The 26,440-nt window shown below is 73.9% G+C and carries 14 protein-coding genes; 9 read left to right on the forward strand and 5 right to left on the reverse strand.

The window, feature by feature from the left end; genetic code table 11:
* Positions 1-10 precede the first annotated feature (10 nt).
* Complete coding sequence (locus tag ACFXOZ_RS22940; RefSeq protein ID WP_380528436.1) at positions 11-802, reverse strand: hypothetical protein; 792 nt, start codon at positions 800-802, stop codon at positions 11-13.
* Positions 799-6,621 (reverse strand): amino acid adenylation domain-containing protein, encoded by a 5,823-nt coding sequence (locus tag ACFXOZ_RS22945; protein ID WP_380592346.1) that lies wholly within the window; start codon positions 6,619-6,621, stop codon positions 799-801. The genes ACFXOZ_RS22940 and ACFXOZ_RS22945 overlap by 4 nt, the downstream gene beginning before the upstream one ends.
* Positions 6,622-7,082: 461 nt before the next feature.
* Here ACFXOZ_RS22945 and ACFXOZ_RS22950 point away from each other — a divergent pair, with 461 nt between their 5' ends.
* The 5 genes from ACFXOZ_RS22950 to ACFXOZ_RS22970 all read left to right on the forward strand — a co-directional run bounded on the left by ACFXOZ_RS22950 (position 7,083) and on the right by ACFXOZ_RS22970 (position 11,280).
* Entirely contained in the window at positions 7,083-7,301 is a 219-nt protein-coding gene (locus ACFXOZ_RS22950) for an MbtH family protein (RefSeq protein ID WP_375890468.1), read from the forward strand.
* Positions 7,302-7,408: 107 nt separating this feature from the next.
* A complete protein-coding gene (locus ACFXOZ_RS22955; protein ID WP_375890467.1) occupies positions 7,409-7,687 on the forward strand; it encodes a phosphopantetheine-binding protein in 279 nt (92 codons plus the stop codon).
* The gene (locus ACFXOZ_RS22960) at positions 7,687-8,844 is read left to right on the forward strand and encodes an acyl-CoA dehydrogenase family protein (RefSeq protein WP_380592348.1); all 1,158 of its coding nucleotides are present in this window, start codon (positions 7,687-7,689) and stop codon (positions 8,842-8,844) included. The genes ACFXOZ_RS22955 and ACFXOZ_RS22960 overlap by 1 nt, the downstream gene beginning before the upstream one ends.
* Before the next feature lie 33 nt (positions 8,845-8,877).
* Entirely contained in the window at positions 8,878-10,140 is a 1,263-nt protein-coding gene (locus ACFXOZ_RS22965) for a class I SAM-dependent methyltransferase (protein WP_375890464.1), read from the forward strand.
* A gap of 27 nt (positions 10,141-10,167) precedes the next feature.
* Positions 10,168-11,280, forward strand: a complete 1,113-nt coding sequence (locus ACFXOZ_RS22970) for a DUF6421 family protein (RefSeq protein WP_375890462.1) — start codon at positions 10,168-10,170, stop codon at positions 11,278-11,280.
* Positions 11,281-11,402: 122 nt separating this feature from the next.
* On the opposite strand, the gene ACFXOZ_RS22975 is transcribed toward ACFXOZ_RS22970, so the two are convergent.
* The gene (locus ACFXOZ_RS22975) at positions 11,403-16,535 is read right to left on the reverse strand and encodes an amino acid adenylation domain-containing protein (RefSeq protein WP_380528428.1); all 5,133 of its coding nucleotides are present in this window, start codon (positions 16,533-16,535) and stop codon (positions 11,403-11,405) included.
* A gap of 90 nt (positions 16,536-16,625) precedes the next feature.
* Positions 16,626-19,883 (reverse strand): amino acid adenylation domain-containing protein, encoded by a 3,258-nt coding sequence (locus ACFXOZ_RS22980; protein ID WP_380528427.1) that lies wholly within the window; start codon positions 19,881-19,883, stop codon positions 16,626-16,628.
* Positions 19,884-20,346: 463 nt separating this feature from the next.
* On the opposite strand from ACFXOZ_RS22980, the gene ddaH reads away from it, so the two are divergent.
* From ddaH to ACFXOZ_RS22995, 3 genes are all read left to right on the forward strand, one after another.
* Positions 20,347-21,207: a dimethylargininase gene (ddaH, locus tag ACFXOZ_RS22985; RefSeq protein ID WP_375890456.1), complete on the forward strand. Its 861-nt coding sequence runs from the start codon at positions 20,347-20,349 to the stop codon at positions 21,205-21,207.
* A gap of 133 nt (positions 21,208-21,340) precedes the next feature.
* Positions 21,341-23,263 carry a non-ribosomal peptide synthetase gene (locus tag ACFXOZ_RS22990; protein WP_380528425.1) on the forward strand — a complete coding sequence of 641 codons (1,923 nt, stop codon included), beginning with the start codon at positions 21,341-21,343 and terminating at the stop codon, positions 23,261-23,263.
* Positions 23,260-24,186: a TauD/TfdA family dioxygenase gene (locus ACFXOZ_RS22995; RefSeq protein WP_375890453.1), complete on the forward strand. Its 927-nt coding sequence runs from the start codon at positions 23,260-23,262 to the stop codon at positions 24,184-24,186. The genes ACFXOZ_RS22990 and ACFXOZ_RS22995 overlap by 4 nt, the downstream gene beginning before the upstream one ends.
* 51 nt (positions 24,187-24,237) lie before the next feature.
* Here the strand turns inward: ACFXOZ_RS22995 and ACFXOZ_RS23000 are convergent, their stop codons facing one another.
* Complete coding sequence (locus tag ACFXOZ_RS23000) at positions 24,238-24,807, reverse strand: TetR/AcrR family transcriptional regulator (RefSeq protein WP_380528422.1); 570 nt, start codon at positions 24,805-24,807, stop codon at positions 24,238-24,240.
* A gap of 93 nt (positions 24,808-24,900) precedes the next feature.
* On the opposite strand from ACFXOZ_RS23000, the gene ACFXOZ_RS23005 reads away from it, so the two are divergent.
* The gene (locus tag ACFXOZ_RS23005) at positions 24,901-26,394 is read left to right on the forward strand and encodes an MDR family MFS transporter (protein ID WP_380592350.1); all 1,494 of its coding nucleotides are present in this window, start codon (positions 24,901-24,903) and stop codon (positions 26,392-26,394) included.
* Positions 26,395-26,440: the final 46 nt, after the last annotated feature.

Genomic DNA, 26,440 nt, shown 5'->3' on the forward strand with positions numbered 1-26,440 from the left:
ACCGTGCCGGTCACGGGCCCGGTTTCGTGGGCGACTGGCGTGTCGTCGGGCGGTGGGGTGGTCGGGCGGCGGGGTCGTCGGGAGGTCGGACCTCCGTCCACAGCGCGGTGGCCCGCGCGAGCGGCCGCCCGTCCGCGTCGTACAGGGCGGTGAGGTTGACCACCGTCCGCCCGTGGGTCGCGTGCCGGGCGGCCACCACCTCGTACTCCCGGCCGGCCCGCACCGGCCCGGTGAGCGCGGCGGTCATCCGGCTCAGCACCATCGGGCGGGCGCGCGGGTCGGTCACCCAGCCGCCGGGGCAGTCGAGTGCGCCCCAGACCTGTTCGGCGGGTACGGCCGCGCCGGGGGCGCCGCGCGGGGTCCAGGTGCAGGCCACCGTGCCCGGGGCCACCGGACCGGGGGACAGCCGCAGGCCGTCCTCGGCCCGCTCCGGCCCGCACGCCCAGCAGGTGGGGAACGGGTGGCCGGTGCGGCCCAGGTAGCCGGCGGCGGCGGCGCGCGCCGCCGGGAGCCCGACCGGCGGCGGCAGCGGCAGTCCGTCCCGGGCCCGGGTGACGGTGGCCACCAGCTCGGCGCCGTGCCACAGCCCGGACCGGCGCTCGCCGGCCCGGAACTCCAGCGGGGCGTCCAGCGGCAGCGGGGCCAGCAGGGTCACCGCCGGGTCGGGGCCGTGCCGGCCGTCGGCCAGGGCGACGATCCGGGCGCAGGCGTAGCCGCCGTGGGCCGAGCCGTCCGGTCCGTTGTAGCGCGCGGGGATCACCAGTTCGGCGGCGGTGCGCGCGTGCTCCACGGCGCCGTTCACCGGGGCGTCCCGTCCGGGGCGGTGCCGGGTGCCCCGTCCGGTGCCCCGACCGCGGCGCCGTCCAGGGCCCGGTCCACCAGCCGGGCCATCTGCCGGACGTGCGGCTGCCGGAGGATGTCGTAGTGGCTGGCCTCGATGGTGTGCGCGCTGAACCGGCCGTCCACCGCGGCCCGCCAGGCGCCGGCACTGCCGATGGCGCCGCCGTCCAGGCCCTCGATGTAGACCACGTCGCCCGGGTACCGGCCCGGCCGGTAGTCGTTGTGCGCGGTGAGGTTGGTGGTGAAGACCTTGAAGTAGGCCTCCCACTGCTCCAGTTCGGTGGCCTTGCCGTCCTCCGCGGTGGGCAGCCGGCCGACCAGCCAGCGGAGCTTCTCGTGGATCGTCGGGAACTCGGCGAGGGCCGCCGCCCACTCCGCGTCGTCGTGCTCCGGGACGGCCATCCCGGCGGCCCGCAGCACGTCGACGAAGACCAGCAGCGCGAGGTCCTCGTCGCGCAGGCTCTCGTCGAACTGGCCCGGGTAGGCCGCGTCGATCATGCTCAGCGAGCCGACCTCGGCACCCCGGCGGTGGAGCCGGCAGGCCATCTCGAAGACCAGCACCGCGCCGAAGGACCAGCCGGCCAGGTGGTACGGGCCCTTCGGCTGCTTGGCCACCAGCAGGTCGACGTAGCTCTCGGCGATCCGCTCCACCGACAGGTTGGCCACGCTGCCGGAGACCAGGCCCTCCGAGACGATCCCGTACACCGGTCGGCCCGGTCGCAGCTGGGAGGCGAGCGGGAGGTAGCAGAACACGCCGCCGCCGACCGGGTGGACCAGGGTGAGCGGTTCGCCCTCCCCGGCCCGGCGGATCGGCAGCAGCCGGGCCGGGTCCTCGTCGCCGGACTCCCGGGCCGTCACCAGCGGGGCCAGCCGGGCCACGGTGTTGTGCGCCAGGAGCTCCGCGACGGGGAGCTTGCGGCCGAACTCGCGCCGGATCCGCATGGCCAGGTTGAGCGCCACCAGGGAGTGCCCGCCGAGCGCGAAGAAGCTGTCGTGGATGCCGATCGGGCTGACCCCGAGGGTCTCCTCCCAGACCCGGACGAGCCGGCGCTGGACGTCGGTGACCGGCGGCGCGGGGGTCCGCTCCCCGGCCAGGGCGGCCGGCCCGGGCTCCGGGAGGAGCTTGCGGTCCACCTTGCCGTTGGAGGCCAGCGGCAGCCGTTCCAGCCGCGTCCAGACGCTCGGCAGCATGTACTCGGGCAGGGTGTCGCCGAGGTACGCGGCCAGGGCGTCGCCGGTGACGGACTCCGGGGCCGCCACGTACGCCGCCAGCCGGTGCCCGCGCAGGACCACGGCCGCCTCGCGGACGTCCGGGTGGCGGGTCAGCGCGGCCTCGATCTCGCCCAGTTCGATCCGCATGCCGCGGACCTTCACCTGCTGGTCGGCCCGGCCCAGGTAGTCGATCGCGCCGTCCGGGCGGCGCCGGGCGAGGTCCCCGGTGCGGTAGAGGCGTTCGGCGGTGCCGTCCGGCCAGGTGTGCTCGACGAAGCGCTCGGCGGTGAGGTCCGGGCGGCCGTGGTAGCCGTCGGCCAGGCCGACGCCGCCGATGTGCAGCTCGCCGGTCACGCCGACCGGCACCCGGTTCATCCGGGCGTCCAGCAGGTGGATCCGGATGTTCGCGATCGGGTGCCCGATCGGCACCGTCGCGCCGTCACCGGGGCGGCAGCGCCAGCAGGTGACGTCGACGGCGGCCTCGGTCGGGCCGTAGAGGTTGACCAGCTCCGCGTCGAGGCGCTCGTGGTGGGCGTCCCGCAGGTCGGCCGGCAGGGCCTCGCCGCTGCACACCACCAGGCGCAGGCTCGCGCAGTCCGCCGGGTCCGCGTGGTCCAGGAAGACCCGGAGCATCGAGGGCACGAAGTGGACCGTGGTCACCGAGTGTTCGCGGATCAGCTGCGCCAGCTCCTCCGGCTCCCGGTGGGCGCCGGGAGCGGCGACGACCAGCCGGGCGCCCTGGACCAGCGGCCAGAAGAACTCCCAGACGGAGACGTCGAAGGTGTACGGGGTCTTCTGCAGCACCCGGTCCGCCTCGGTGAGGCCGAACTCCTCCTGCATCCACAGCAGTCGGTTGCAGATCGCCCGGTGCGAGACCACGACGCCCTTGGGGACGCCGGTGGAGCCGGAGGTGAAGATCAGGTAGGCCGGGGCGTCCGGGTCCACCGCCACCCGGGGGCCGCCGACGGGGAGCCCGGCGTCGGGGAGCCCGGTGCCGGGGGCCCCGGTGCCGGCGTTCCCGGTGTCCACCGCCTCGACGGCCGCACCGGACGGCTCCACCCGCTCGGCGAGCGCGGTCGTGGTCAGCACCAGGGCCGGCGCCGCCTCCGTCACCATCGTGGCGATCCGGGCGACCGGGTGCTCCGGGTCGATCGGCACGTAGGCGCCGCCCGCCTTGAGGACCGCCAGCAGCGAGACCACCAGCTCGGTCGAGCGCTCCAGGCACACCCCGACCCGGTCGCCGGGCTCCACCCCGCGCTCCACCAGCCGGCGGGCGAGGGCGTCCGCCCGGCGGTCCAGCTCCCGGTAGGAGAGCGTGCCGCCCTCGAAGGCCACCGCGATCCGGTCCGGGGTCAGCCGGGCCTGCTCCTCGACCAGGACGTGCAGCAGGTGCGGCCGGTGGTACGTGGTCGCGGTGTCGTTCCAGCGGTCGAGCTGCGCCAGCTCGGCGGGGGCCGGCAGTTCGGTCCGGCCGATGCCCGCGGCGGGTTCCGCGGCCAGCGAGCGCAGCGCGGTCAGGTGGTAGCCGGCCCAGCGGTCGATCTCCTCGGCGGCGAACTGCGCCGCGTCGTACCGCAGTCCCAGGCCGATCCGCCCGGTCCGGGCGTCGCGCATGAACTCCACGCCGAACGGGAAGCTGGTCGGCACCACGCCGAACTCGTCGAGGATCTCCAGCTCCCCGGCGGTGCCCTCGTCGGGCGCGTGGAAGTGGGTGTAGTTGAAGAAGCTCTCGAACAGCGGCCCGCCGCCGGCGTCCTGCTGGATGGTGGCGAGCGGGAGCCGGCGGTGCGGCTGGAGCGCGAGATCGGTCGCGGCGACGTCGGCGACCAGCGAGGCCCAGGTGGTGCCGTCGTCGATCCGGGCGCGCACCGGCAGGGTGTTCAGGAACAGGCCGACGACCCGCTCCCCGTCCTCCTCGGCGATGCGGCCGTTGTAGACCGCGCCCGAGACCACGTCGTCGGTGCCGCCGAGCAGCGCCAGCACCCGCAGGTGCGCGGCCAGCAGCGCGATCCGGACCGGGACGCCGAGTTCGGCGGCCGTCCGCAGCAGGTCGGCGGAGAGCTGCCCGGGCAGCTCGTACTCGGTCATCACCAGGTCCGGCACCCCCGCGGCGGGGGCGGTGCGCGGCAGCCGCAGCGCCGTCATGCCGTCCAACCGCTCGCGCCAGAAGGCGCGTTGGCCGGGATCGGCGACGGCTTCGCGCTCCAGGGCGACCAGCGAGCGGAACCGGGCGAGCGGCGGCGGGGCGAGCTCCCGGGTGCTGCGCCCGAGGGCCTGGAGGTAGAGCTCCAGGAGTTCGGTCAGCAGCTGCCGGCCGCTCCAGCCGTCCAGGATCGCGTGGTGCTCGACCACCCAGAGCTGGAAGGTGTCGGCCGAGCGGCGCTGCACGTGGAAGCGGATGAGCGGCGGGCGCTCCCAGTCGAAGGGGTGCTCGCGCTCCCACGCGTAGTGGCGGCGCAGCGCCTCCGGCTGCTCGTCGGCGGGCACCGCGCTGAGGTCCTCGAAGGTGACCGGCGGTTCGGCGACCTGGTGGTGCACCAGCTGGACCGGCTCGCCGAGGTCGCGCAGGGCGAAGGAGGTGCGCAGCAGCTCGTGCCGCTCCAGCAGGGCGGCGACGGCGGAGCGCCAGGCCGGCGGCGAGTACGGGCCGCGCAGGTGGTAGCCGGCGACGTCGTGGTAGGCGCGGTGCACGGCGTCCAGCTCGCTGTGGTAGAGCATGCCGGCCTGGAGCGAGGTGAGCGGATAGGCGTCCGCCAGGCCGTCCGGCAGCCGGGCCCGGTCGGCGGCCGTCAGCAGGTCGAAGGGCTCCAGGGCCGCTTCGGCCTCGGGGGCGGTGCGGGTCACCAGCGGGGTCAGCTCGCGGATCGTCTGGGCGACCAGGAGGTCCCGCAGTTCGAACCGCAGGCCGTGCCGGCGGGCCCGGGAGAGGATCTGGATGCTGAGGATCGAGTCGCCGCCGACCTCGAAGTAGTTGTGGTCGATGCCGATGTCGCCGCGGCCGAGGGCCTCCTGCCAGACCTCGGCCAGGATCCGCTCGTCCTCGTCGCGCGGTGCCACGTACGGGGTGTCGTCCTCGTCGTCCCAGCCGTCGTCCCGACCGTCCTCCGCGGCACGGCCCGCGACGCCGTCCGGGGCGCGGTCCGGGGCGCGCTCCGCCGCCGGGAGCTCGAACAGCGCGTCGAGCGGGCGGTCGGGCTGCTCGACCACCAGCCGCAGCAGCCGGGCGTAGTGCCCGGCGAAGCGCTGCGCCCACTCGGGCGTGAACCGGTCGGTGCGGTACTCGAGTTCGAAGCCCGGCCGGTCGTCGTGCTCGTTCACCTGGAGGGAGAGCTGGAACTTGGCGGTGTCGGAGTGGACCGGCACCGGGACGATCTCCAGTCCCTCCGCCGCGGGCGGCTCGGTCGTGGTGTCGTCCAGCATGAACAGGGCCTGGAAGACCGGGTCGTGGCCGGGGTCGCGGCGCGGGTTGACCAGTTGGACGACGGACTCGAAGGGGAGCTCGTGGTGGTCCTGGGCCTGTAACGCGGCGGTGCGCACCCGGGTCAGCAGTTCGCGGAAGCTCGGTCCGGTGGGCCCCGGTTCTCCCGCCCCCGGTTCTCCCGTCCCCGGTTCTCCCGCCCCTGACTCGGCCGGGCCGAGGTCGGTGCGGATCGCCACCATGTTGACGAAGAAGCCGACCGTCCGCTCGAACTCGATCCGGCTGCGGTTGGCCACCGGGCTGCCGACGATGACGTCCTCGACCCCGGTGTACCGGCCGAGCAGCACCTGGTACGCGGCGAGCATGACGGTGAACAGCGTGCTGCGGGCCGCGGTGGCCAACGCGTGCAGGCCGTCCAGCAGTTCGGGTTCCAGCGGGAAGCTCAGCAGGCCGCCGCCGCCGCCGTGGCCGGGGGCCGGGGTGCCGGCCGGCCGGTCCCCGGGCAGTTCCAGGACCGGCAGCTCCCCGCCGAGGGTCCGGGACCAGAAGTCGAGGTGCTTCTCGGCGGCGGGGCTGCCCAGCCAGGCGCGCTGCCAGTCGGCGTAGTCGCCGTACTGGAACTCGGGTTCCGGCAGGACGAGGTCCCGACCGGCCGCGAACGCGTCGTAGTGGCGGAACAGTTCGTCGACCACGATGCCCAGGGACCATCCGTCGCAGACGATGTGATGCATCGTCAACACCAGGAGGGCGGTCCGCTCGTCGCGCCGCAGCAGGGCGGCGCGGAACAGCGGGGGCGACTCCAGGTCGAACGGCCGGTCGGTCTCCGACCGCAGCCGGGAGCCCAGTTCGTCCTCGGACGCGCAGTCGACGATCCGCCAGTCGGCGGGGCGATCGGTGACCACCTGCTGGAGCCCGTCGTCGCCGAGGGTGAAGTGCGTCCGCAGCGCCTCGTGCCGCAGGGCCACCCGGCGCACCGCGCGCTCCAGGGCCGCCGGGTCGAGCCGGCCGGTCAGGGCGAAGACGACCGGGACGTGGTAGGCGGGGGAGTCGCCGATGACCTGCTGCACGAAGTACAGCTGCTCCTGCGCCTTGGCCGCCGGAAAGACGTCCGGCTCGAACGTCTCCGGGCTGGGGCTTTCATTGCTGCTCAAAGCGCCGTGACCTTTCTTCATCCCATTTATCGGCCGCGAGGTGGGGGGCGGCGTCGATATGGTCTTCCGGTGCGCAGACGGCAGTCACTAAGTCGATCCAAGTCGATCTTAGCGTTGGCGATGCTCCTGTCAACAGCCGTTTTCCGGGTGTGCCGCGGGAGTTGGGGCGGCGGGCCGGAATAGTGCGGTTCTGTCCCGGTTGGGATGGATATGGATATCGGCCCGGACGGGCCCCGGTCCGGGCGTCCCTACTTCTCTTCCGACCATTGACAGCGGGGTGGGACGCGGAGAGGATCATTGGCATCGAAGCCCCTGCCCGGAACCGGACTTATGGCCGCCGCGAGGCGTTCGGCCCCGCCGTTGCCGGATTGCCCGGCCGTTCGATCGGCCGATGAGGAACCCGGGCGGAAATACGTGTCGACGGGTGTGCGGGGGCAGGCCTTGATCGGAAAGAGGGACACGTGAGCGAGCAGAGCGACGAGGACCTCCGGTCCTACCAGGTCGTCGTCAACCACGAGGAGCAGTACTCGGTTTGGCCTGCGGAGAGCACCCCGCCGGCCGGCTGGACCGCGCCCGGGTTCACCGGGACCAAGCAGGAATGCCTCGACCGTATCGCCGAGGTGTGGACCGACATGCGTCCGCTGAGTCTGCGCCGGGCAATGGCCGGCGAGACCTCCTGAAATCCACGTCGGGGTCGCCGGCCGACGCGTCCTGAATCGCGCGGCCGAATTCAGTCGCATTCACCAGAAGCAGCGATGGTTTTCCGTACAGCGGGAGGGGCAACACCGTGAGCAGGCCATGGGACGACCGTTTCGAGAAAGTACTCCTGAAGGTCGTCCCCGGGATTTCCGGTGGCGCCGAACTGGTTCCTGATCTGGATCTCTCGGGAGCCGGTCTCACCTCCATCGGAATCGTCCAGCTGATGATGCAGCTGGAGCGTGAGTACGACGTCGAGTTCGCCTTCGAGTTGCTCAACTTCCAGATCTTCGCGACGCCCGCCACGCTGTGGGCCGAGGTTTCCGAAACCCTCGCGCAGGCGGGCCACGCGGTTCGGAAGGACGGCTGATGACGGCGGCCGCGGCCGAGCTCGTGGCCGGGATCCTGCCGGTCCTGCGCGAACAGGCCGCCGAGTCCGACCGGCGCGCGGCCTTTCCGGCCGCGTCGCTGGAGACCCTGCGTGAGCACCGGCTGCTCAGCCTGACCGTCCCGCAGGAGTACGGCGGCTCCGGCGCCTCCACCCGGCTGTGGACCGAGGTCGCGCAGGAACTGGCCGGCGCCTGCCTGTCCACCGCCCAGATCTGGGCGATGCACGTGTCGCACGTCGACGCGGTGGTCCGGTACGGCAGCGCGGAGCTCAAGGCCGACCTGCTCACCCGGATCGGTACGGAGGAGCTCTTCATCGCCTCCGTCACCAGCGAACAGGGCCGGGGCGCCAGCCTGTTCACCGCCCACAGCCCGCTGGTCCCCGACGGCGACCGGGTCGGCATCGACCGGATCGCCCCGGTGGTGACCGGCGGCGCGCACGCCGACGGCTACCTGATCAGCATGCGGGCCGGCGCGGAGGCCTCGGAGCACGAGGTCTCGCTGGTCTACGCCGACCGCGCGGACCTGGAACTGGCGACCACCGGGGAGTGGAACGCGCTCGGCATGCGGGCCACCGAGAGCGTCGGGATGGTCATCAAGGGCAGCGCCCCGGCCCGGAACGTCATCGGCGGCTCCGGCCGCTTCGCCGACGTGGCGCGGGAGAGCATGATCCCGGTCTCGCACCTCGCCTGGGCCGCCTGCTGGCTGGGCGCCGCCCGCGGCGCGCTGAGCGAACTGGTGCGCTTCCTCTGGAAGTCCGGCCGGGCCGAGGGCGCCTCCGACCTCTTCCACGAGCGGCTCGCCCGGATCCGGGTGGACCTCGAACTCGCCAGCGCCTACCTCACCCGGGTCCGCGAGGAGGTCGACCTGGCCCGCGCCGAGGGCCGCTCGCTGGCCCACCCGCGGACCCAACTCCAGCTCAACGCCCTCAAGGTGGCCACCTCCGACCTGGCCTTCCGGGCGGTCGACAACATGGTGCAGCTGGGCGGACTGCGGCTGGGCTACCTCCAGGACGCCCCGATCCCCCTGGAGCGGCACTTCCGCGACCTGCGGTCGGCCAGCCTGACCCATGCCAACGACGGCCTGCGGGTGGGCATCGGAGCGCTGTCCCTGCTCGACCGCTCGGTGACCCTGATCTGATCGGCCGCCGATCCGCACCGCAACCCTGAGCGAATGGGAGTAGCACAAGTGTCGACGCCGCACGGGCTGATCGGGCACGAGAACACCGTCTCCGAGTTCTACGGGACGTTCCCCTACCCGTGGAAGCCGGTCTACTTCGACCGGATGAGCGACCCCGACTTCCACGCCGCCCTGATCCGCCAGGAGACCGGCCGGGCCGGCCTCGGGCCGATCCGCCGGATCTGGGTGGCCGGCTGCGGGACCAACCAGGCGCTGATCACGGCGCTCCAGTTCCCCGCGGCCGAGGTGCTCGGCACCGACGTCTCCGCGGAGTCGCTCGCCATCTGCCGACAGAACGCCGAGCAGCTCGGGGTGACCAACCTGCGGCTGGTGCAGCAGGGCATCACCCAGGCCGGGTACGACCGGGAGTTCGACCTGGTCGTCTGCACCGGGGTGATCCACCACAACCCGGAGCCGCGGCGCTGCCTGGAGCGGCTGTCCGCGGCGGTGCGGGACGACGGCGTGCTCGAACTCATGGTCTACAACCGCTTCCACCGCCGGGAGGCCGAGTCCTTCCAGGCGGCGCTGCGGATCCTGGCCCCCGAGTCCGAGCACGGCCACCGCGAGCGGTACGCCCTCGCCCGGAGCCTGGCCGGCTCGCTCCAGGTCGAGAGCACCATGACGAAGCACCTGGAGGACACCCGGCGCAGCCCCGAACCCGCCTGGGCGGACCGCTGGATGAACCCCTGCGAGACCTCCTACGACGTCGACTCGCTGGCCGGGCTGGCCAGGGAGTGCGGCCTGCTGCTGGAGGCCCCGAAGGTCAACGGCTTCGACAAGATGCGCCGGCGGTTCCTCTGGACCACGGAGCTCACCGACCCCGAACTGCTGGCCCCGTACGAGCGGTTGGACGACCTGGCGCGCTGGCAGCTGGTCAACCTGCTGCACCTGGACAACTCGCCGATGCTCTGGTTCTACCTGCGCCCCGACCGCGCCGGCACGGGCACCAGGGTCTCGGACGCCGACCGCAACCGGATGTTCCTGGACGGCGTGCTGGACCGCCCGACGGCCGTGCGCCACCGCCACGTCCTGGACCGGGACGGCGCGTACCACCCCGACCCGAACGCCTCCGAGGTGGCCTCCTGGCCCGCCTGGCCCGAGGTCAAGGCGATCCAGGAGGCCGCGGACGGCCGCCGCACCGGCCGGGAGATCCTCACCGGGCTGGGGTACGGCACCGGCTTCAACGCCGTCCAGCGCGCCCGGGTCATGCTCACCACCTCGGAGTTCCCGCACCTGACCGTCACACCGGCCGGCTGACCGGCCGCGCGGAGAGGAGAACCAGTCGTGGACCCCGTAGCGCCGGTGATCGCCGAAGTGAACGCCCTGCGCCGCCGGTTGCAGCCGGTCGCGGACCCGAGGGACCCGGTGTTCCTGGAGCGGCTGGCGAAGGAGCTGGCGGACAGCGCCGAGCTGAGCCGCCAGCCGATCGTCCGGGCCTTCCTGGCCGACCTGCGGGACAGCCCGGACGGCTCCCGGCTCCGCGCGACCAAGGCGCACATCAACGAGGAGCGCGACAACCACGTCTTCTCGTTCTTCGACGCCTCGTACTTCCCGAAGCTCTCGCTCGACTACCTGGCGTACCGGACCCTGCCGACCGACCCGCACCTGGCCGTCCGGTACGCCAGCAACACCCGGCCGGTCAACCTGCTCGCCAAGTCGGAGGGGTTCGAGTCCCGGGTGGTCGTCGCCCTGTTCCCGGAGAACCACCTCGACGGCCGGCAGGACCCGGACGACCTGATCTTCTACTTCATCGACAAGTTCGTCGAGCGCCACAACCGGATCACCCGGAAGATGATCGACGCCGTGATGGCACCGGGCAGCTTCCCGCGGATCCAGGGCGCCCCCGACCACGTCGTCGAGGCCGCCTCCTCCTGGTGGGTCCGGCTGCACGAGTACCACCACCGGCAGGGCGACCTGCCGATCCCGGAGTTCCTGGACGCCAAGAAGCTCAAGCCGCTGGCCGGGCTGGAGGAGCTCCGGGTGGACGTCTCGGCCATGCTGGTCTGCCTCGACGACGCGCAGCTGCCCGAGCAACAGGCCCGGGCCGCCTACGAGTACATCCTCGCCGAGCGGCTGCTGCGCTACGCGGTGGAGGGCATCCCGCGCCCCAACTACGACGCCGTCGCCTCCCAGCTGCTGTTCAGCTACCTGACGGAGCACCGGGGCATCCGGCTGCGCGACGGCCTGATCGAGCTGGCCCCGGAGCTGCCGGCGGTGCTGGCCGCCTTCCTGGGCGAGATCCAGGCGATCGAGCGGCGGATCCGCACCGAGCCGCTGGAGCGGGTGCGCGCCGGGCTGCTGGAGTTCACCAACCGCTACACCGACTACGACCCGCAGGCCAAGGACTACCGGCACATCCCGTTCTTCGCCGAGGTCAAGCAGCGCCTGGGCCTCTGAGCCCCCGTACGGCCCGCGCACCGCCCGCACGTCCCGCACGTCGCCCGCCCGGACGGGACACCGACGGACCGGCCCGCAGCTCCCGCCGCGGGCCGGTCCGGTCGTTCCCGGGGTCCGTCCGGTCACTCCGGCCGGGCGGTGTCGGTCAGCACGGTCCGACGGCGTCGGACCACCACCGGCTCCGCCCCGCCCGACTGCCCGGTCCGGTCCACCTCGGCAGCCAGTTCGGCGATCGTCGCGTGCTCGAAGAACCGCACCAGCGGGACCGTGGCCCCCAGCGAGGACCGGATCCGGCTCAGGATCTGGGTGGCCATCAGGGAGTGCCCGCCGAGCCGGAAGAAGTCGGTGTGCACGCCGATCCGTTCGACCCCGAGGACGGACTGCCAGATCCCGGCGAGCGTCTCCTCGACGGGCGTGCGCGGCGCCGTGTACTCCTCCTCCGGCTCCGGCGCGGCCGGCAGCGCACCGCGGTCCACCTTGCCGTTGGGCAGCAGCGGGAAGGCGTCCAGCACCACCACGGCCGAGGGCACCATGAAGTCGGGCAGGGTGCGGGCGGCGTGCTCGCGCAGCGCGGCGCCGTCCACCGCCGTCCCGGCCATCGGCACGGCGTACGCGACCAGCCGGTCGCCCGTCGCGGAGCCGCTCACCACGGCGACGGCGTGCGCCACCGCGGGGTGCGAGCAGACCGCCGACTCGACCTCGCCCAGCTCGATCCGCAGGCCGCGCAGCTTCACCTGGTCGTCGGCCCGGCCGACGAACATCAGCTCGCCGTCCGGTGTCCAGCGCACCACGTCCCCGGTCCGGTACATCCGCTCGCCCGGAGCCCCGAACGGGCAGGGCACGAAGCGGTCGGCGGTCAGGACGGGGCGGTGCAGGTAGCCGCGGGCCAGCCCGGTGCCGGCCAGGTAGGCCTGCCCGGGGACGCCCGGCGGCACCGGCCGCAGCGCCTCGTCCAGCACGTACACCCGGGCGTCCAGGTTCGGCCCGCCCAGGGTGGGCACGCCGTCGCCGGAGAGCGGGCCGGTGGTGGTGGAGATGACGGTGGACTCGGTGGCCCCGTAGATGTTGATCATCCGGCGCCCGGGCGACCAGCGGCCGACCAGGTCGCCGGGCAGCACCTCACTGCCGCTGGCCAGGCCGACCAGCGCGGGCAGCTCGACCGGGGGCACCGTGGCCAGCCGGGTCGGGGCGAGGAAGGCGTGGGTGACCCGCCGCTCGCGCAGGAAGTCCGCCAGCTCCTCGCCGGCCAGCGGGCCCGGCGGAGCCACCACCAGGGCCGCCCCGACCGGGAAGGCCATCAGCAGCTCCAGCACCCAGGCGTCGAAGCTCGGCGTGGACACCTGGAGCACCCGGGAGCCGTGGTCGATCCGCAGCCGCGCGGCCATCTGGTCGCTCAGCGCGAGCAGACCGGTGTGCGGCATCACGGCGCCCTTGGGGACACCCGTCGAGCCCGAGGTGTAGATCGCGTACGCGGGGCTGAGCGGGTCGAGCGGGGCCGTCCGGTCGGCGTCGGTGGGATCGCCGTCCGGCTGCCGGGCCAGCAGCTGCGCGGTGGCGGGCTCGTCCAGCACCAGCCGGGCCGTTCCGGTGTCCGGCAGCCCGGTGTCCGGCAGCCCGGAGTCCGCGGTGGTGACCACCAGGGCCGGACCGGCGTCCGCGAGCATGAACGCGATCCGCTCGGCCGGGTAGCCCGGGTCGACCGGGATGAACGCCGCCCCGGCCTTGGCCACCGCGAGCACCGCCACCACCAGCTCGACCCCGCGCGGCAGCGCCACGGCGACGAACTGCTCCGGGCCGATCCCGCGCCCGATCAGCAGCCGGGCCAGCCGGTTGGCCCGCGCGCCGAGCTCCCGGTACGTCAGCCGGGTGTCGCCGAACTCCAGGGCCGGCGCCTGCGGGGCCCGGGCGGCGGCGGCCTCGAAGAGCGCCGCCAGCGTCACCGCGGGGATGCCGGCGCCGGTGCTGTTCCAGTCCTCCAGGATCCGTCGGCGCTCGGCCGCCGGGAGCAGCTCCAGCTCGGACAGCGGCCGGGCCGGTTCGGCGACGGCGGACGCGAGCAGGGTGGTGAACCGCTCGGCCAGCGCGGCGACGGTCCGCCGGTCGAACAGCGCCGTGTTGTAGGTGACGTGCCCCAGCAGACCGGCCGGGCCGCCGTCCGCGTCCTGCTGTTCGGTCAGCGAGAAGTCCAGGTCGAAGGGGGAGACCGGCAGCTCGAACAGCACCGGCTCCACCCGGAGCCCGGCCAGCTCCGGGCTGGCCTCGGGCCGGCCCGCGACCGACAGCAGGACCTGGAACAGCGGGTTGCGGCCCGGCTGGCGGGCCGGGTTCAGGGCGGACACCAGCAGGTCGAAGGGGACGTCCTGGTTCGCGTAGGCGGCCAGGTCGGTCTCCCGCACCCGCTCCAGCAGCGCCGCGAAGCTCGGGTCGCCCGAGGTGTCGGTGCGCAGCACGACGGTGTTGATGAAGCAGCCGACCAGCCGCTCCAGCGACACCTCCGAGCGGCCCGCCACCGCCGTGCCCAGCGGGATGTCCCCGCCCGCGCCCATCCGGGTCAACAGGGCGGCCAGCGCCGCCTGCACCACCATGTGGACGCTGGCCCCGGCGGAGCCGGCCAGCTCGCCGACCGCCCGGTGCAGCGTGGCCGGGACGGCGAGCGGGACGGTGTCGCCCCGGTAGTCGGCGGTGGCCTGGCGCACCCGGTCGGCCGGCAGCGGCAGCTCCTCGGGCAGCCCGGCCAGGCGCCCGGTCCAGTGCGCGAGCTGCCGCGCCAGCCCGCTGTCGCGGTCCGTCGCGGAGCCCAGCGCGTCGTGCTGCCACAGGGCGTGGTCCGGGTACTGCAGCGGCAGCGGCTCCCAGCGCGGCGCGGCCCCGGCCCTGCGGGCGGCGTAGGCCGTCGACAGGTCCTCGCACAGCGGCTGCCAGGAGAGGCCGTCGCAGGCGATGTGGTGGATCACGATCAGCAGCAGGTGGTCCTCGGCGCCGACCTCGAACAGGCAGGCCCGCACCGGCGGTTCGCCGCTCAGGTCGAAGGGCCGGGCCGCGGCCGCGCGCAGCGCCGCGTCGAGGTCCCCGGCCGCGACCGGGAGCACCGGAAGCGCGGGCTCGAACGGATCCCGCACCAGCTGGCACGGCTCGCCGTCGCGGACCGGGAACACCGTGCGCAGGCTCTCGTGCCGGGCGATCACGTCACCGAGCGCCGCGTGCAGCGCCGCCCGGTCCAGCGGACCGGTCAGCCGCAGCGCCAACGGCATGTGGTAGTAGGAACTCTGGCCCTCGACCTGGTTGTTGAACCAGATGCCGCGCTGGGCGAGCGACAGCGGCAGCGTCGCCGGACGCGCCACCGGGGCCGGCCCGGACGGCTGGGGGGCCGGCTCCGCGCCCCGTTCGGCGACCAGCCGGTCGATCTCGGCGGCCAGCGCGCCCAGGGTGGGGGAGCGCAGCATCTGGCGGACCGACAGCTTGACGCCCCAGGCCCGGCGCACCCGGGCGACCACCTTGGTGGCCAGCAGGGAGTCGCCGCCGGTACGGAAGAAGTCCTGCTCCCGGCCGGGCGTGCCGCCGTCGAGCACCTGGCCCCAGATCGCGGCCAGCCGCCGCTCGGTGCCGGTCCGCGGGGCCTCCGTCGCGGGGGCCGGCGCCGACGCCGGGGCGGCGGCGGAGGGCTCGTCCCGGTACTCCAGGGTGCCGTCGCGCAGCCGCCGGGCGGTGCGGCCGTCCGGCACGCCCGCCACCGTCACGGCGCCGAACACGCCGACCGGGCAGGGCCGGCCGTACCGGTCGGTGAGCACCACCCCGTCCTCCGGCACCGCGCCGGGCTCGTCACCGCCCGGGGCGAGGTCCCCGGCGCGGGACCGCGGCCGCTCCAGGAAGGCGGCCAGCAGCAGCCGGAAGTGCCCGGCCAGCTGTTCCACGGTCGCGCGGTCGAACAGGTCGGTGGCGTACTCGAAGCGGCAGTCGACCCGGTCCCGGTCGTAGGTGACGACCAGCTCCAGGTCGAACTTGGCGGTGTCGTTGTCGAGGTCCACCAGCTCGACCCCGCAGTCCGCCAGGGCCGGCGGCGCGGTGGCCTGGTTGACCGAGCACATGACCTGGAAGACCGGATTGCCGCCCGGGGCGCGCTGGATCCCGAGCGCCTCCACGACCTGGTTGAACGGGACGTTCTGGTGGGACAGCGCCTCCACCGAGACGGTCCGGACCCGGTCCAGCAGCTCGGCCTGGGTGGGCCCGTCGGCGAGGTCGACCCGCAGGGCGACGGTGTTGGAGAAGAACCCGACCACCGGCTCCAGCTCGCGGCGGGCCCGGTTGGCCACCGGCACGCCGATCACCACGGTGTCCTCGCCGCCGTAGCGGTGCAGCAGTTGGGCGAGCACCGCGACCGCGCCGGTGAACAGCGAGGCCCGGTCGCCGCCCTCCCAGCGCCGCAGGGCCGCCTGGAGGTCCGCCGGCACCGCGACCGGCACCGAGGCCCCGCGCATGCTCGGCTCGACCGGGCGCGGCCGGTCCGTCGGCAGGGCGGGCCCGGCGGGGACGTCCTTGAGCCGCTCGCGCCAGTAGCCGAGCTGCTGCTCGTACAGGTCCCGGGCCTCGGGTTCGGCCTCCCAGCCGGTGTAGTCCGCGTACTGGAGCCCGGGCGGCGGCAGTTCGGGCTCCTCGCCCCGCACCCGGGCCGAGTAGAGGACGCCCAGCTCCTGGAAGAGGATGCCCTCGGACCAGCCGTCGGTGACGATGTGGTGGAGGTTGACCACGGCGTGGCAGAGCTCGTCCCGCACCCGGATCAGCACCACGCGCAGCAGCGGTTCGCCGTCCAGCCGGAACGGCCGCCGGGCCGCCTCGGCGATCAGTTCCTCGGCCGCCCGCCCGCGTTCCGCCTCCGGCAGCCCGCGCAGGTCGTGGTGGTTCCGGGCCACCCGCACGGACGGCGCGATCTCCTGGAACAGTTCCTCACCGGTGAAGCCGAAGGTGGTCCGCAGCGCCTCGTGCCGGGCGAGGAGCGCGTCGAAGGCCCACCACAGGGCGTCCTCCCGCAGCGGGCCGGAGATCCGCAGCGCGAACGGCACGTTGTAGGAGGTGCTGGACTCGTTCAGGTGGTCGATGAACCAGAGCCTCCGCTGCGCCGCGGAGGCCGGGATCCGGCCCTCCCGGGGCCGGCGGCGCAGTCCTCCGGCGGGATCGGGCCCGCCGTCGCCGGAGAGGATCCGGCGCAGCAGGTCGCGCTTGAGTCCGGTCAGTCCCGTGCCGGATGGCTCGTCAGGCATGTCGCTCTCCCCCATGGTCGAGAAACGGTCGAGAAGTGGTCGGACCGCCGGCCTGCTCGCCCGGTGGGCCGGCGGTCGGGTGGCCCACGGTCAGGACAGCTGCCGCAGCAGCTCCCCGGCCTCGGCCTCGGTCATCTCCTCCAGCCGTCGCACCAGCAGCTGCTCGACCTCCGCGCTCAGTTCGCGCAGCGTCGGCTTGGTGAAGACCGACATCAGCGGCAGGTCGATGCCGGCCCGCTGGCGCACCCGGGAGACGAACCGGGTGGCGACCAGGGAGTTGCCGCCCAGGGCGAAGAAGCCGTCCAGCGCCCCGATCCGGGCCAGGCCGAGCAGGTCGCGCCAGATGTCGGCGACGAAGGCCTCGACCGGCCCCTCGCAGGGCTCGCCCGGTGCCCCGGCGTCGTCCAGCAGGCGCTCCGGGGGCGCCAGCGCGCCGCGGTCGATCTTGCCGTTGGCGGTCACCTCGAAGCGGTCCTGGACGGTGACGAAGGAGGGCACCATGTACTCCGGCAGCCGCTGTCCGACGTGGGCGCGCACCTCCTCGGGCGAGGGCCGCCGGTCGGGCCGCAGCGCGGTCACGTAGGCGACCAGGCGGCGCAGCCCGTTCTCGCCCTCGTGGACCAGGACGACCGCCTCCTTCACCCCGGGGTGGTCCTCCAGCACCGCCTCGATCTCGCCCAGTTCCACCCGCATGCCGCGGATCTTGACCTGGTGGTCGGTGCGGCCGACGAACTCCAGCCGCCCGTCCGACCGCAACAGGCCCTTGTCGCCGGTGCGGTAGAGCCGCTCACCGGCCACCGAGGGGTGCGGGAGGAAGGCGGCGGCGGTGCGGGCCGGGTCGCCGGCGTAGCCGCGGGCCAGTCCGACGCCGCCGATGTACAGGTCGCCGACGACGCCGATCGGGACCGGCCGGAGCGAGGCGTCCAGCACGTGGACGGTGTTGTTGTCGAACGGCCGGCCCAGGCTGACCGGCCCGGCGCCGGCGAGGTCCTCGGCCGTGCAGGTGTGGTGGGTGGAGTCGATGGAGACCTCGGTGGCGCCCCAGGTGTTGTGCAGCTCGCCGGGCATCAGCGCGCGGAACCGCCGCACGGTGCCGGGGGACAGCGCCTCGCCGCTGGAGGTGGTGCCGCGCAGCGCCTCCAGTCCGGCGGCGCCGCGCTGCTCCACCACGTCCAGCACGGAGTTGAGCATGCTGGGGACGACCTGGAGGTACACCGAGCGGTGCCGGGCCAGGGCCTCGACGATGGCCTGCGGGTCGCGGTGCAGGTCGGGCGGCAGCACCGCCACCCGGCCGCCGACGGACAGCGGCCAGAAGATCTCCAGGGCGGAGTCGTCGAAGGTGAGGGTGGTCTTGTGCAGCACCGTCTCGCCCGGTCGCAGGGCGTGCCGGCGCTGCATCCAGGTCAGCCGGTTGACCCAGCCGCGGTGTCGGTTGGCCACGCCCTTGGGGGCCCCGGTGGAGCCGGAGGTGTAGTACACCGAGACCAGGTGCTCCGGATGGGCCGCCTGGGCGGCTTGGTCGGGGTGCTCGGGGTGGTCGGGGCCGTCCGCCGGGTCCCGGTCCGGCAGCGGGCCGATCGGCTCGATGCCGTCGAACGGCTCCAGCGGCACGCCGCCGGTCAGCACCACCCGGGCGCGGGCGTCCCGCAGGATCTGCTCCAGCCGGGCGCGGGGCGCCGCCAGGTCGAGCGGCAGGTAGGCGCCGCCGGCCTTGAGGATGCCGAGCAGGGCCACCACCAGGGCCACCGAGCGCTCGACGAACACGCCGACGCACTGGTCCGCGCCGACCCCGCGCCCGCGCAGGTGCTCGGCCAGGGCCGAGGCGTGGCGGTCCAGTTCACGGTAGGTCAGCTCGCCGTCCGCCGCGCTCACCGCGACGGCGTCCGGGGTGCGGGCGGCCTGCGCCTCGAACAACTCGTGCACGCAGCGCTCTTCCGGGAACTGCGCCCCGGTGCGGTTCCCGCGGGCGATCAGGGCCCGTTCGGCGGGCGAGCAGAGCTCGTACGCCTCCAGCGGCCGGTCGGGGTCGGCCAACAGCCCGTCCAGCAGCGTCCGGTAGTTCTCGGCGAGCCGGGCGACCGTGGTGCGGTCGAAGAGCGCGGTGGCGAACTCGAACCGGCCGTCCAGGCCGCCCTGCGGCGAGCGGTCCAGGTAGAGGCCGAGCTCGTACCGGGCGGTCGCGGTGCGCACGTCGAGCGGGCGGACCTCCAGGCCGTCCAGGTGCGGGCGGTGCTGGGTGTGGTTGTACGCGAAGACCGTCTGCACCAGCGGGGCGTGGCTCAGTCCGCCCTGCAGCCCGAGCCGTTGGACGATGTGGTCGAACGGGGTCTCCTGGTGGGCGAAGGCGTCCAGGCAGGTCTCGCGCAGCGCGCCCAGGTAGTCGGCGAAGGTCTGCCCGGGGGTGTGGTCGCTGCGGATCGGGAGGGTGTTGACGAAGAAGCCGAGGGTCTGTTCCAGGCCATCGCCCGGCCGGTTCGCGACCGGGGTGCCGACCACGAGGGACCGCTGTCCCGAGTACCGGTGCAGCAGGAGGGTGAACGCCGCGAGCAGGACCATGTAGTGCGAGGCGTTGTGCTGTTTGGCGACTTCGGTGAGGCGTTGCGTGGACGAACCGGAGAGTTTGAAGCGGACGTCCCCTCCGGCGAAGTCCTGGGTGGCCCCGCGCGGGCGGTCGGCGGGCAGCCGGAGCAGGCCGGGAACGCCGGTCAGCGCCGACTCCCAGGACGCCAGGTCGGCTTCGGCCGCGGGGCCGGCGAGGCGCTCGCGCTGTTGCACCGAATACCGTGGATAACTCACCGCGAGCGGCTCGGAAACCGGCGGGAGACCGGTTTTCACGTTCCGGTAGGAGCGGCCGATCTCGTCGATCAGAAGTCGGCCGGACTGGCCGTCCGTGATGAGGTGGTGGAGGTTGAGGTACAGGATGTGGTGGTTCTCGGACAGCTTCGCCAGCCGGATGTCGAAAAGCCCGGGGCGGCTCAGGTCGAAGGGTTGCGAGGCGGCTTCGGAAAGCCGGCGCAGGACCGCTCCGGCATCCGTTCCGAGGTTTTCCACCGGGAGTGCGAAGGGCAGTTCGTCGGCTATCAGTTGGACCGGCCGGTCCCCCCGGACGGCGAATCCGGTGCGGAGCGGCTCGTGCCGTCCGACCAGCGCGCGGATCGCCTCGGTGAGTGCCGGGACGTCGAGTTCACCGGTGATTCCGTAGGCGGCCGGCTCGTTGTACACCGGCACGTCCGGGTGGAGCTGGTGCAGGAACCAGAGGCGTTCCTGGGGGTGGGCGAGCGGGATCTCCCGGAGGGCGGGGTGCTGTTCCTCGGCCGGAATTCCGGTCCCGGTGTCCTGGTTCGTCATCCGGCGGTCCGACCTTTCCTTCCCGCGGATCGCCGGAATTCCGGTGGAGTTCGGCGATGCCGGGTCGTGATTGCGCGGTTCGGGGCATCTGGGCACTCCGGCGCAAGCTATTGACTGACGCCCGGGAAAGTCAAGGCCCCGGATCATTGATCCCCCCTGCGGCGGTTGGAGGGGTAACGGAGCGGTTGTGCCCGGTATGTCGCCGGGGTCGCGGGGTGCGGGCCGTCCGCCGGAGGGGCGGAGCGGCGGAGTCCGGTCGGCCGTTCCTGGCATGAACACCCGGGACAATGGGCAGGTCGACTGCTAGGGTCGGGTGATTGTGGGCTTGCCGATGACATGTCAGGATCGTTGCGGTGGCGGCGTTTCGTGACCTGGCCCTCGTGAACCCCACCGGCGCCGCGGTCCGCACGGCGACCCGGCACCTTTTCCCTCTCCTGAAACCACCATCGCAGAGGAGATCCCTGTGTCCAGTGGCGGTACTCAGCCCGAGCCGATACGGCCGACAGCCCGGAGGGCCACCCCGCGCCGACTCCTGATGTGTCGTCCGCAGCACTTCGACGTGACGTACTCCATCAACCCGTGGATGCACCCCGAGAAGCCGGTGGACCGCGAGTCGGCGCTGCTCCAGTGGGAGCGGCTGCGCGAGGTGTACCTGTCGCTGGGCCATACCGTCGAGGTGATCGAGCCGGTGCCCGGCCTGCCGGACATGGTCTTCGCCGCCAACGGCGCGACGGTGGTGGACGGCAAGGTCCTCGGGGCCCGGTTCCGGCACGTCGAACGGACCGCCGAGGGGCCGGCCTACCTGGCCTGGTTCGTCCAGCAGGGCTACCGCGAGGTGCTGTGGCCCGAGTTCGTCAACGAGGGCGAGGGCGACTACCTGCCGGTCGGGCGGCGGATCCTGGCCGGCACCGGCTTCCGCACCGACCAGCGCTCGCACTACGAGGCGCAGGAGTTCTTCGGGCTGCCGGTCACCTCGCTGACCCTGGTCAACCCCGAGCACTACCACCTGGACACCGCGCTCTCGGTGCTCTCCGACACCGAGGTGATGTACTTCCCGGCGGCCTTCACCCCCGGCAGCCGCTCCGTCCTGGAGACCCTCTTCCCGGACGCGATCCTCGCCGACGCCCAGGACGCCGCGGTGTTCGGCCTCAACGCCTTCTCGGACGGCCTCAACGTGGTGCTGCCGCAGGCGGCGGCCGGCCTGATCGAGCAGCTCCGGGAGCGCGGCTTCAACCCGGTCGGGGTGGACACCACCGAGCTCCTCAAGGCGGGCGGCGCCGCGAAGTGCTGCACCCTCGAACTGCGGCCCGAGCCGCGGGGCTGAGCCGCCGGGGCGTCGCCGCCCGGCGGAGCGGTCGCCCCGCTGTGCACCCGCCCCGCCGTGCAGTCGAGCAGTCGAGTCAACTCGCCGAACGACCCGGGCCGGACCGGGGCGTGGGAGGAATGAGGAGTCCGCGTTGCAGGCCGAGCAGAACAGAGCCGAGCCCGACAGGGCCGAGCACGACAGCACCGCCGCACCGGCCGTCACGGCGGAACGGCTGGCCGAACTCTCCGCCGGGCCCGCCGTCCCGGCGGCCGAGCCGGTGTACCGGCGCTTCGCGCGCTGGGCCGAGCGGGACGGCGGGCGCCCCGCCCTGCTGACCGGCATCGGCGACCTCGACTACGCGGAACTGGACAGCTGGGCCGGTGAGTTGGCCGGCCGACTGCACGCCGTCGGGGCCCGGCCGGAGCAGCGGGTCGCGATCTGCCTGCCGCGCTCGCCCGCCCTGGTCGCCGCGGTGCTCGCGGTGCTGCGGGCCGGTGCCGCCTTCGTGCCACTGGACCCGGAGTGGCCGAAGGAGCGGATCCGGGCCGTCCTCGCGGACGCCGAACCCTGCGCCGTCGTCGGCGACGCCCGCACCGCCGCGCTCCTCGACGGCGGGGCGGTCCCGGTGCTGGACGTGGACCACGGCGGCGGACGCCCGCTGGAGCCGGTCGCGGTCCGGCCGGACCACCTCGCCTACGTGCTCTACACCTCCGGCTCCACCGGCCGGCCGAAGGGCGTGCTGATCGAACAGCAGGCGCTCGCCAACTACGTGGACCACGCCGCCCGCGCCTACCTCACCGGCGACCCCGCCGCCGAGGGCGCCGCGCTGCACACCCCGCTCACCTTCGACCTGACGCTCACCGGCCTGCTCGCCCCGCTGGTCACCGGCGCCGGCGTCCGGATCGTCCCGGACGGCCAGGGGGTCGACGAACTGGCCGAACTGCTGCGCCAGGGCGTCCGGTTCGACCTGGTCAAGCTCACCCCGGCGCACCTGCGGATGCTGGAGCACGCCCTCCCGCTGTCCTTCCACACCCCCGAGGTGGGCACCTTCGTGGTGGGCGGGGAGGCGCTGCCGACCGAGCTGGTGCGCCCGTGGCTGGAGCGGATGCCGCAGCTGCGGGTGGTCAACGAGTACGGCCCGACCGAGGCCACGGTGGGCTCCTCGGCCGCCTTCGTGTCCGCCCCGCTCCCGGTCGGACCGGCCGTGCCGATCGGCCGGCCGATCGCCAACGTCCGCCAGTACGTGCTGGATCCGGACCTGGGGATCGCCGGGGTCGGGGCCACCGGGGAGATCCACATCGGGGGAGCTGGCCTGGCACGCGGGTACGCGGGGCTGCCCGGCCCGACCGCCGGGCACTTCGTCCCGGACCCGTACGGGCCGCCCGGCAGCCGGCTCTACCGGACCGGCGACGCGGGACGCTACCTCCCGGACGGCTCGGTGGAGTTCGTCGGCCGACTGGACGACGAGGCGAAGGTGAACGGCCACCGGGTCAGCCCGGGGGAGATCGAGGCGGTGCTCCAGCGGCACGAGCAGGTGGCGGCCGCGGCCGCCGTGGTCCGGGACGTCGGGGAGACCCGACGGATCATCGCCTTCGTGACCGGCCGGCCCGGGGCGCGGCCGGAGCCGGAGGCGATCCGGGCCTGGACCCGGGAGGTGCTGCCCGGCTACCTGGTGCCCTCGGTGGTGGTGCCGGTGGAGGACCTGCCGTTGACCGCGAACGGCAAGGTGGACCGCTCCCGCCTCCCGGACGCCCCCGTCGAGGCCTCCGGCCCGAGTGCCCCGCCGGTCACCCCGGTGCAGCAGGCACTGGCCGGGATCTGGCAGGAGGTGCTCGGCCTGGACGAGGTCGGGATCGACGACCACTTCCTGGACGTCGGCGGCGACTCGGTCGCCACCCTGCTGGTGGCGGGCCGGGCGGCCAGGCTGGGGATCCGGCTGGAGAGCCGGATGCTGCTCGACCACCCGACGATCCGCTCGCTCAGCGCGGCCCTGGAGCAGGAGTCGGAACAGGAGCAGGACCAGGAGTCGGAGCCGGGGTCCGCGCGGCCCGCGTCGGCGGTGAGCGCCCGATGACGCTCCCGTACCGGATCGAGCCGGACCGGGCGTCGACCCTGCTGGTCGACCACGCGCGGCAGCACCGGGCGCGGATCAGGGAGCTGGTCCGCGAGCACGGGGCCGTGCTGCTGCGCGGCTTCGCGCTGCGGGGCGTCGAGGACTTCGAGGAGACCGTCCGCCGACTGGCCGGCCCGCCGCTCGCGTACCAGGAGAAGTCGTCCCCGCGCAGCCGGATCCAGGGCGGGGTCTACACCTCGACCGAGCACCCGGCCCGGGAGGAGATCTTCTTCCACAACGAGAACTCGTACCAGGCCTCCTGGCCGATGACGCTGTTCTTCCACTGCGTCCAGCCGCCCGCCGACCGCGGCGCGACCCCGCTGGCCGACTGCCGGGAGATCCTCCGGCTGCTCGACCCGGAGGTGCTGGCCGACTTCACCCGGCGGCGCTGGATGCTGGTGCGCAACTTCGGCCCCGGCTTCGGCCTGCCCTGGCAGGAGGTCTTCGGGACCACCGACCGGGACGAGGTGGCGGCCTACTGCGCGGCCAACCGGATCGAGCCCGAGTGGCTCGACGACGGCACCCTGCGCACCCGGGTGGTCCGCGACGCCGTCCGGACCCACCCGGGGACCGGTGAGCCGGTCTGGTTCAACCACGCGGCGATGTTCCACCTGTCCACCCTCTCGCCCGGTGTCCGGGCCGGCCTCGAAGCCCTCTTCGCCGCCGAGGAGTTGCCCAACAACACCTACTACGGCGACGGCGGCCGGATCCCGGACGACGTGATGGCGCACGTGCGGGACTGCTACCGCAGGGCCGCGACGCGCTTCGACTACCGGGAGGGCGACGTCGTGATGCTCGACAACATGCTGACCGCCCACGCCCGCGAGCCCTTCACCCCGCCCCGCCGGGTCGCCGTCGCCATGGCCGAGCCGCTGAGCGGTTGAGCGGTTGAGCGGCCGGGTCGTCGGAGCGGTCCGGCGGGCCGCCGCCCGCGGTCAGTGCAGCAGGGGCAGGAAGAGGGTGTCGACGATCTCCTCCAGGACGTCGTCGGGCGCGGGCGCGAACGTGGTGAGGATCTGGAGGCGCAGCAGGTCGAAGGGGAGCGACTTGAGCCGGGGGGTGAGCCGGGCCGGGTCGACCTCGCCGCGGGCGGCGGCGCGTGCGAAGAGCAGGTCGAGTGCTTCGGCGCGGCCGGTGACCAGGGGGTCGACGAGGTCGGCGGGGCTGGTGCCGGACTCCTGGCGGTAGCCGGCCAGGTGCATCTGCACCACGGTGATGAGTTCGACCCGGGTGGTGTTGATCTCCCGCATCAGGGTGAGGACGTCCCCGCGCAGGCTCCCGGTGTCGGGGGTGTCGATCCGGGCCCCCCGGACGGCGTGCCCGATGGCGGCGCGGGCCAGTTCGTCGCGGTTGGGCCAGCGCCGGTAGAGGACCGGCGGGCTGGTGCCGGCGCGCTTGACGACGGCGTCCATGGTGAACCGGGCGTAGCCGTGGTCGGCGAGTTCCGCCCAGGCCGCGTCGAGCAGTGCCTTCTCCAGTGCCGGCCCGCGGCGTCGCTCGGCCATCGCCGACCCCTCCGTTAGGAAGACTTGTCTTTCTTATCCTAGCGCCCTACTCTGGCCGCCGTAAGATAGGACTCTGTATCTAAAGGAGCCGTCGTGGGCACCCCCCACCGCACCGACCCCGCCGCCGCACCCGCCGCCACGCCGTCCGGCCCCGACCGGGTGGACCCCGCCGTGTGGCGGCTGGCCGTCACCCTGATCACCGGCGCCCTCGCCGTCGTCTTCGACACCACCATCGTCAGCGTCGCCCTCGACGACCTCGCCGAGCGGCTGCACGCCCCGCTCTCCACCGTCCAGTGGGTGGGCACCGGCTACCTGCTCGCCGTGTTCGTCACCATCCCGCTGGCCGGCTGGGCCCAGGCGCGGTTCGGCGGCCGCCGGCTCTGGATCGCCGCCCTCCTCGGCTTCCTGCTGGGCTCCGTGCTCAGCGCCCTGGCCTGGGACGCGGCCTCCCTGATCGCCTTCCGGGTCGTCCAGGGCGTCGCCGGCGGGCTGATGATGCCGCTGGTCAGCACCCTGCTGATGCAGGCCGCCAAGGGGCGCAACACCGGCAAGGTGATGGCGATCATCACCGTGCCCACCGCGCTCGGCCCGATCCTCGGCCCGGTGCTGGGCGGACTGATCCTGCACGTCGCCGACTGGCGCTGGCTGTTCCTCGTCAACATCCCGTTCTGCGTCGTCGGCGTGCTGCTCGCCCGCCGCGACCTGCCCGACGACCGCCCGGGCCCGGACCGGCCGCGCGCCCGGCCGGACGTGCTCGGCATGCTGCTGCTCTCCCCGGGCTGCGCCGCCGTGATCTACGGCCTCTCCCGGGTCGACGGCCGGGGCGGCTTCGCCACCGCCGAGGTGCTCGTCCCGCTGCTCGGCGGGCTCGCCCTGGTCGCCGGCTTCACCACCCGGGCGCTGGCCCGCCCCGAGGGCGCCCTGGTCGGCGTGCGACTGTTCCGCCACCGTTCGGTGGCCTCCTCCGCCACCCTGCTCTTCCTGGGCGGCGTCGCCCTGTACGGGCCGATGCTGCTGCTGCCGCTGTACTTCCAGCAGCTGCGCGGGCAGGACGCGCTCGGCGCCGGCCTGCTGCTCATCCCGCAGGGCGTCGGAGCGCTGCTGGCCCGCGGCCTGGCCGGCCGCTACACCGACCGCTTCGGCCCCCGCCGGGTCTCGCTGGCGGCCTTCGTCCTGGTCGCCGCCGCCACCGTGCCGTTCGCCTTCGTCGGCGCCGACACCGGTCTGCTCCCGCTGGCGGCGGCCCTGTTCGTCCGCGGCCTCGCGCTGGGCGCCGCCATGATCGCCCCGGCCGGTGCCGCCTTCGCCGGTCTGGAGCGCGCCGAGATCCCCGACGCCAGCATCATCACCAGGGTCGCCCAGCAGATCGGCGGCTCGGTGGGCATCGCGCTGCTCACCGTGGTGCTCCAGCACGGCACCGGCGGCATCCGCACCTCGACCGCCCTGGCCCAGGGCTTCGACCAGGCCTTCTGGTGGTCGGTGGCGCTCACCGCCGCCGCCGTGCCGCTCTGCCTGCTGCTGCCCGGCCGCCCCGAGACCGGCCGCCCCGCCGCCGAGGGCGCCGCTCCGGCCGGTGCCGGGGACTGACGCACCGAGGGCCGAAGCGCCGTCGGCCCCGCACCCGGAGGAGACG

This window comes from Kitasatospora sp. NPDC059160 (genome assembly GCF_042755465.1).
Classification (GTDB): Bacteria; Actinomycetota; Actinomycetes; order Streptomycetales; family Streptomycetaceae; genus Kitasatospora.

Bases quoted from the DNA above. Each gene is read 5' to 3' on its own strand.
- ACFXOZ_RS22960 (WP_380592348.1), top strand. From the start codon at position 7,687: ATGACGGCGGCCGCGGCCGAGCTCGTGGCCGGGATCCTGCCGGTCCTG.
- ACFXOZ_RS22965 (WP_375890464.1), top strand. From the start codon at position 8,878: ATGGGAGTAGCACAAGTGTCGACGCCGCACGGGCTGATCGGGCACGAG.
- ACFXOZ_RS22975 (WP_380528428.1), bottom strand. From the start codon at position 16,535: ATGCCTGACGAGCCATCCGGCACGGGACTGACCGGACTCAAGCGCGAC.
- ACFXOZ_RS22980 (WP_380528427.1), bottom strand. From the start codon at position 19,883: ATGACGAACCAGGACACCGGGACCGGAATTCCGGCCGAGGAACAGCAC.
- ACFXOZ_RS22995 (WP_375890453.1), top strand. From the start codon at position 23,260: ATGACGCTCCCGTACCGGATCGAGCCGGACCGGGCGTCGACCCTGCTG.
- ACFXOZ_RS23000 (WP_380528422.1), bottom strand. From the start codon at position 24,807: ATGGCCGAGCGACGCCGCGGGCCGGCACTGGAGAAGGCACTGCTCGAC.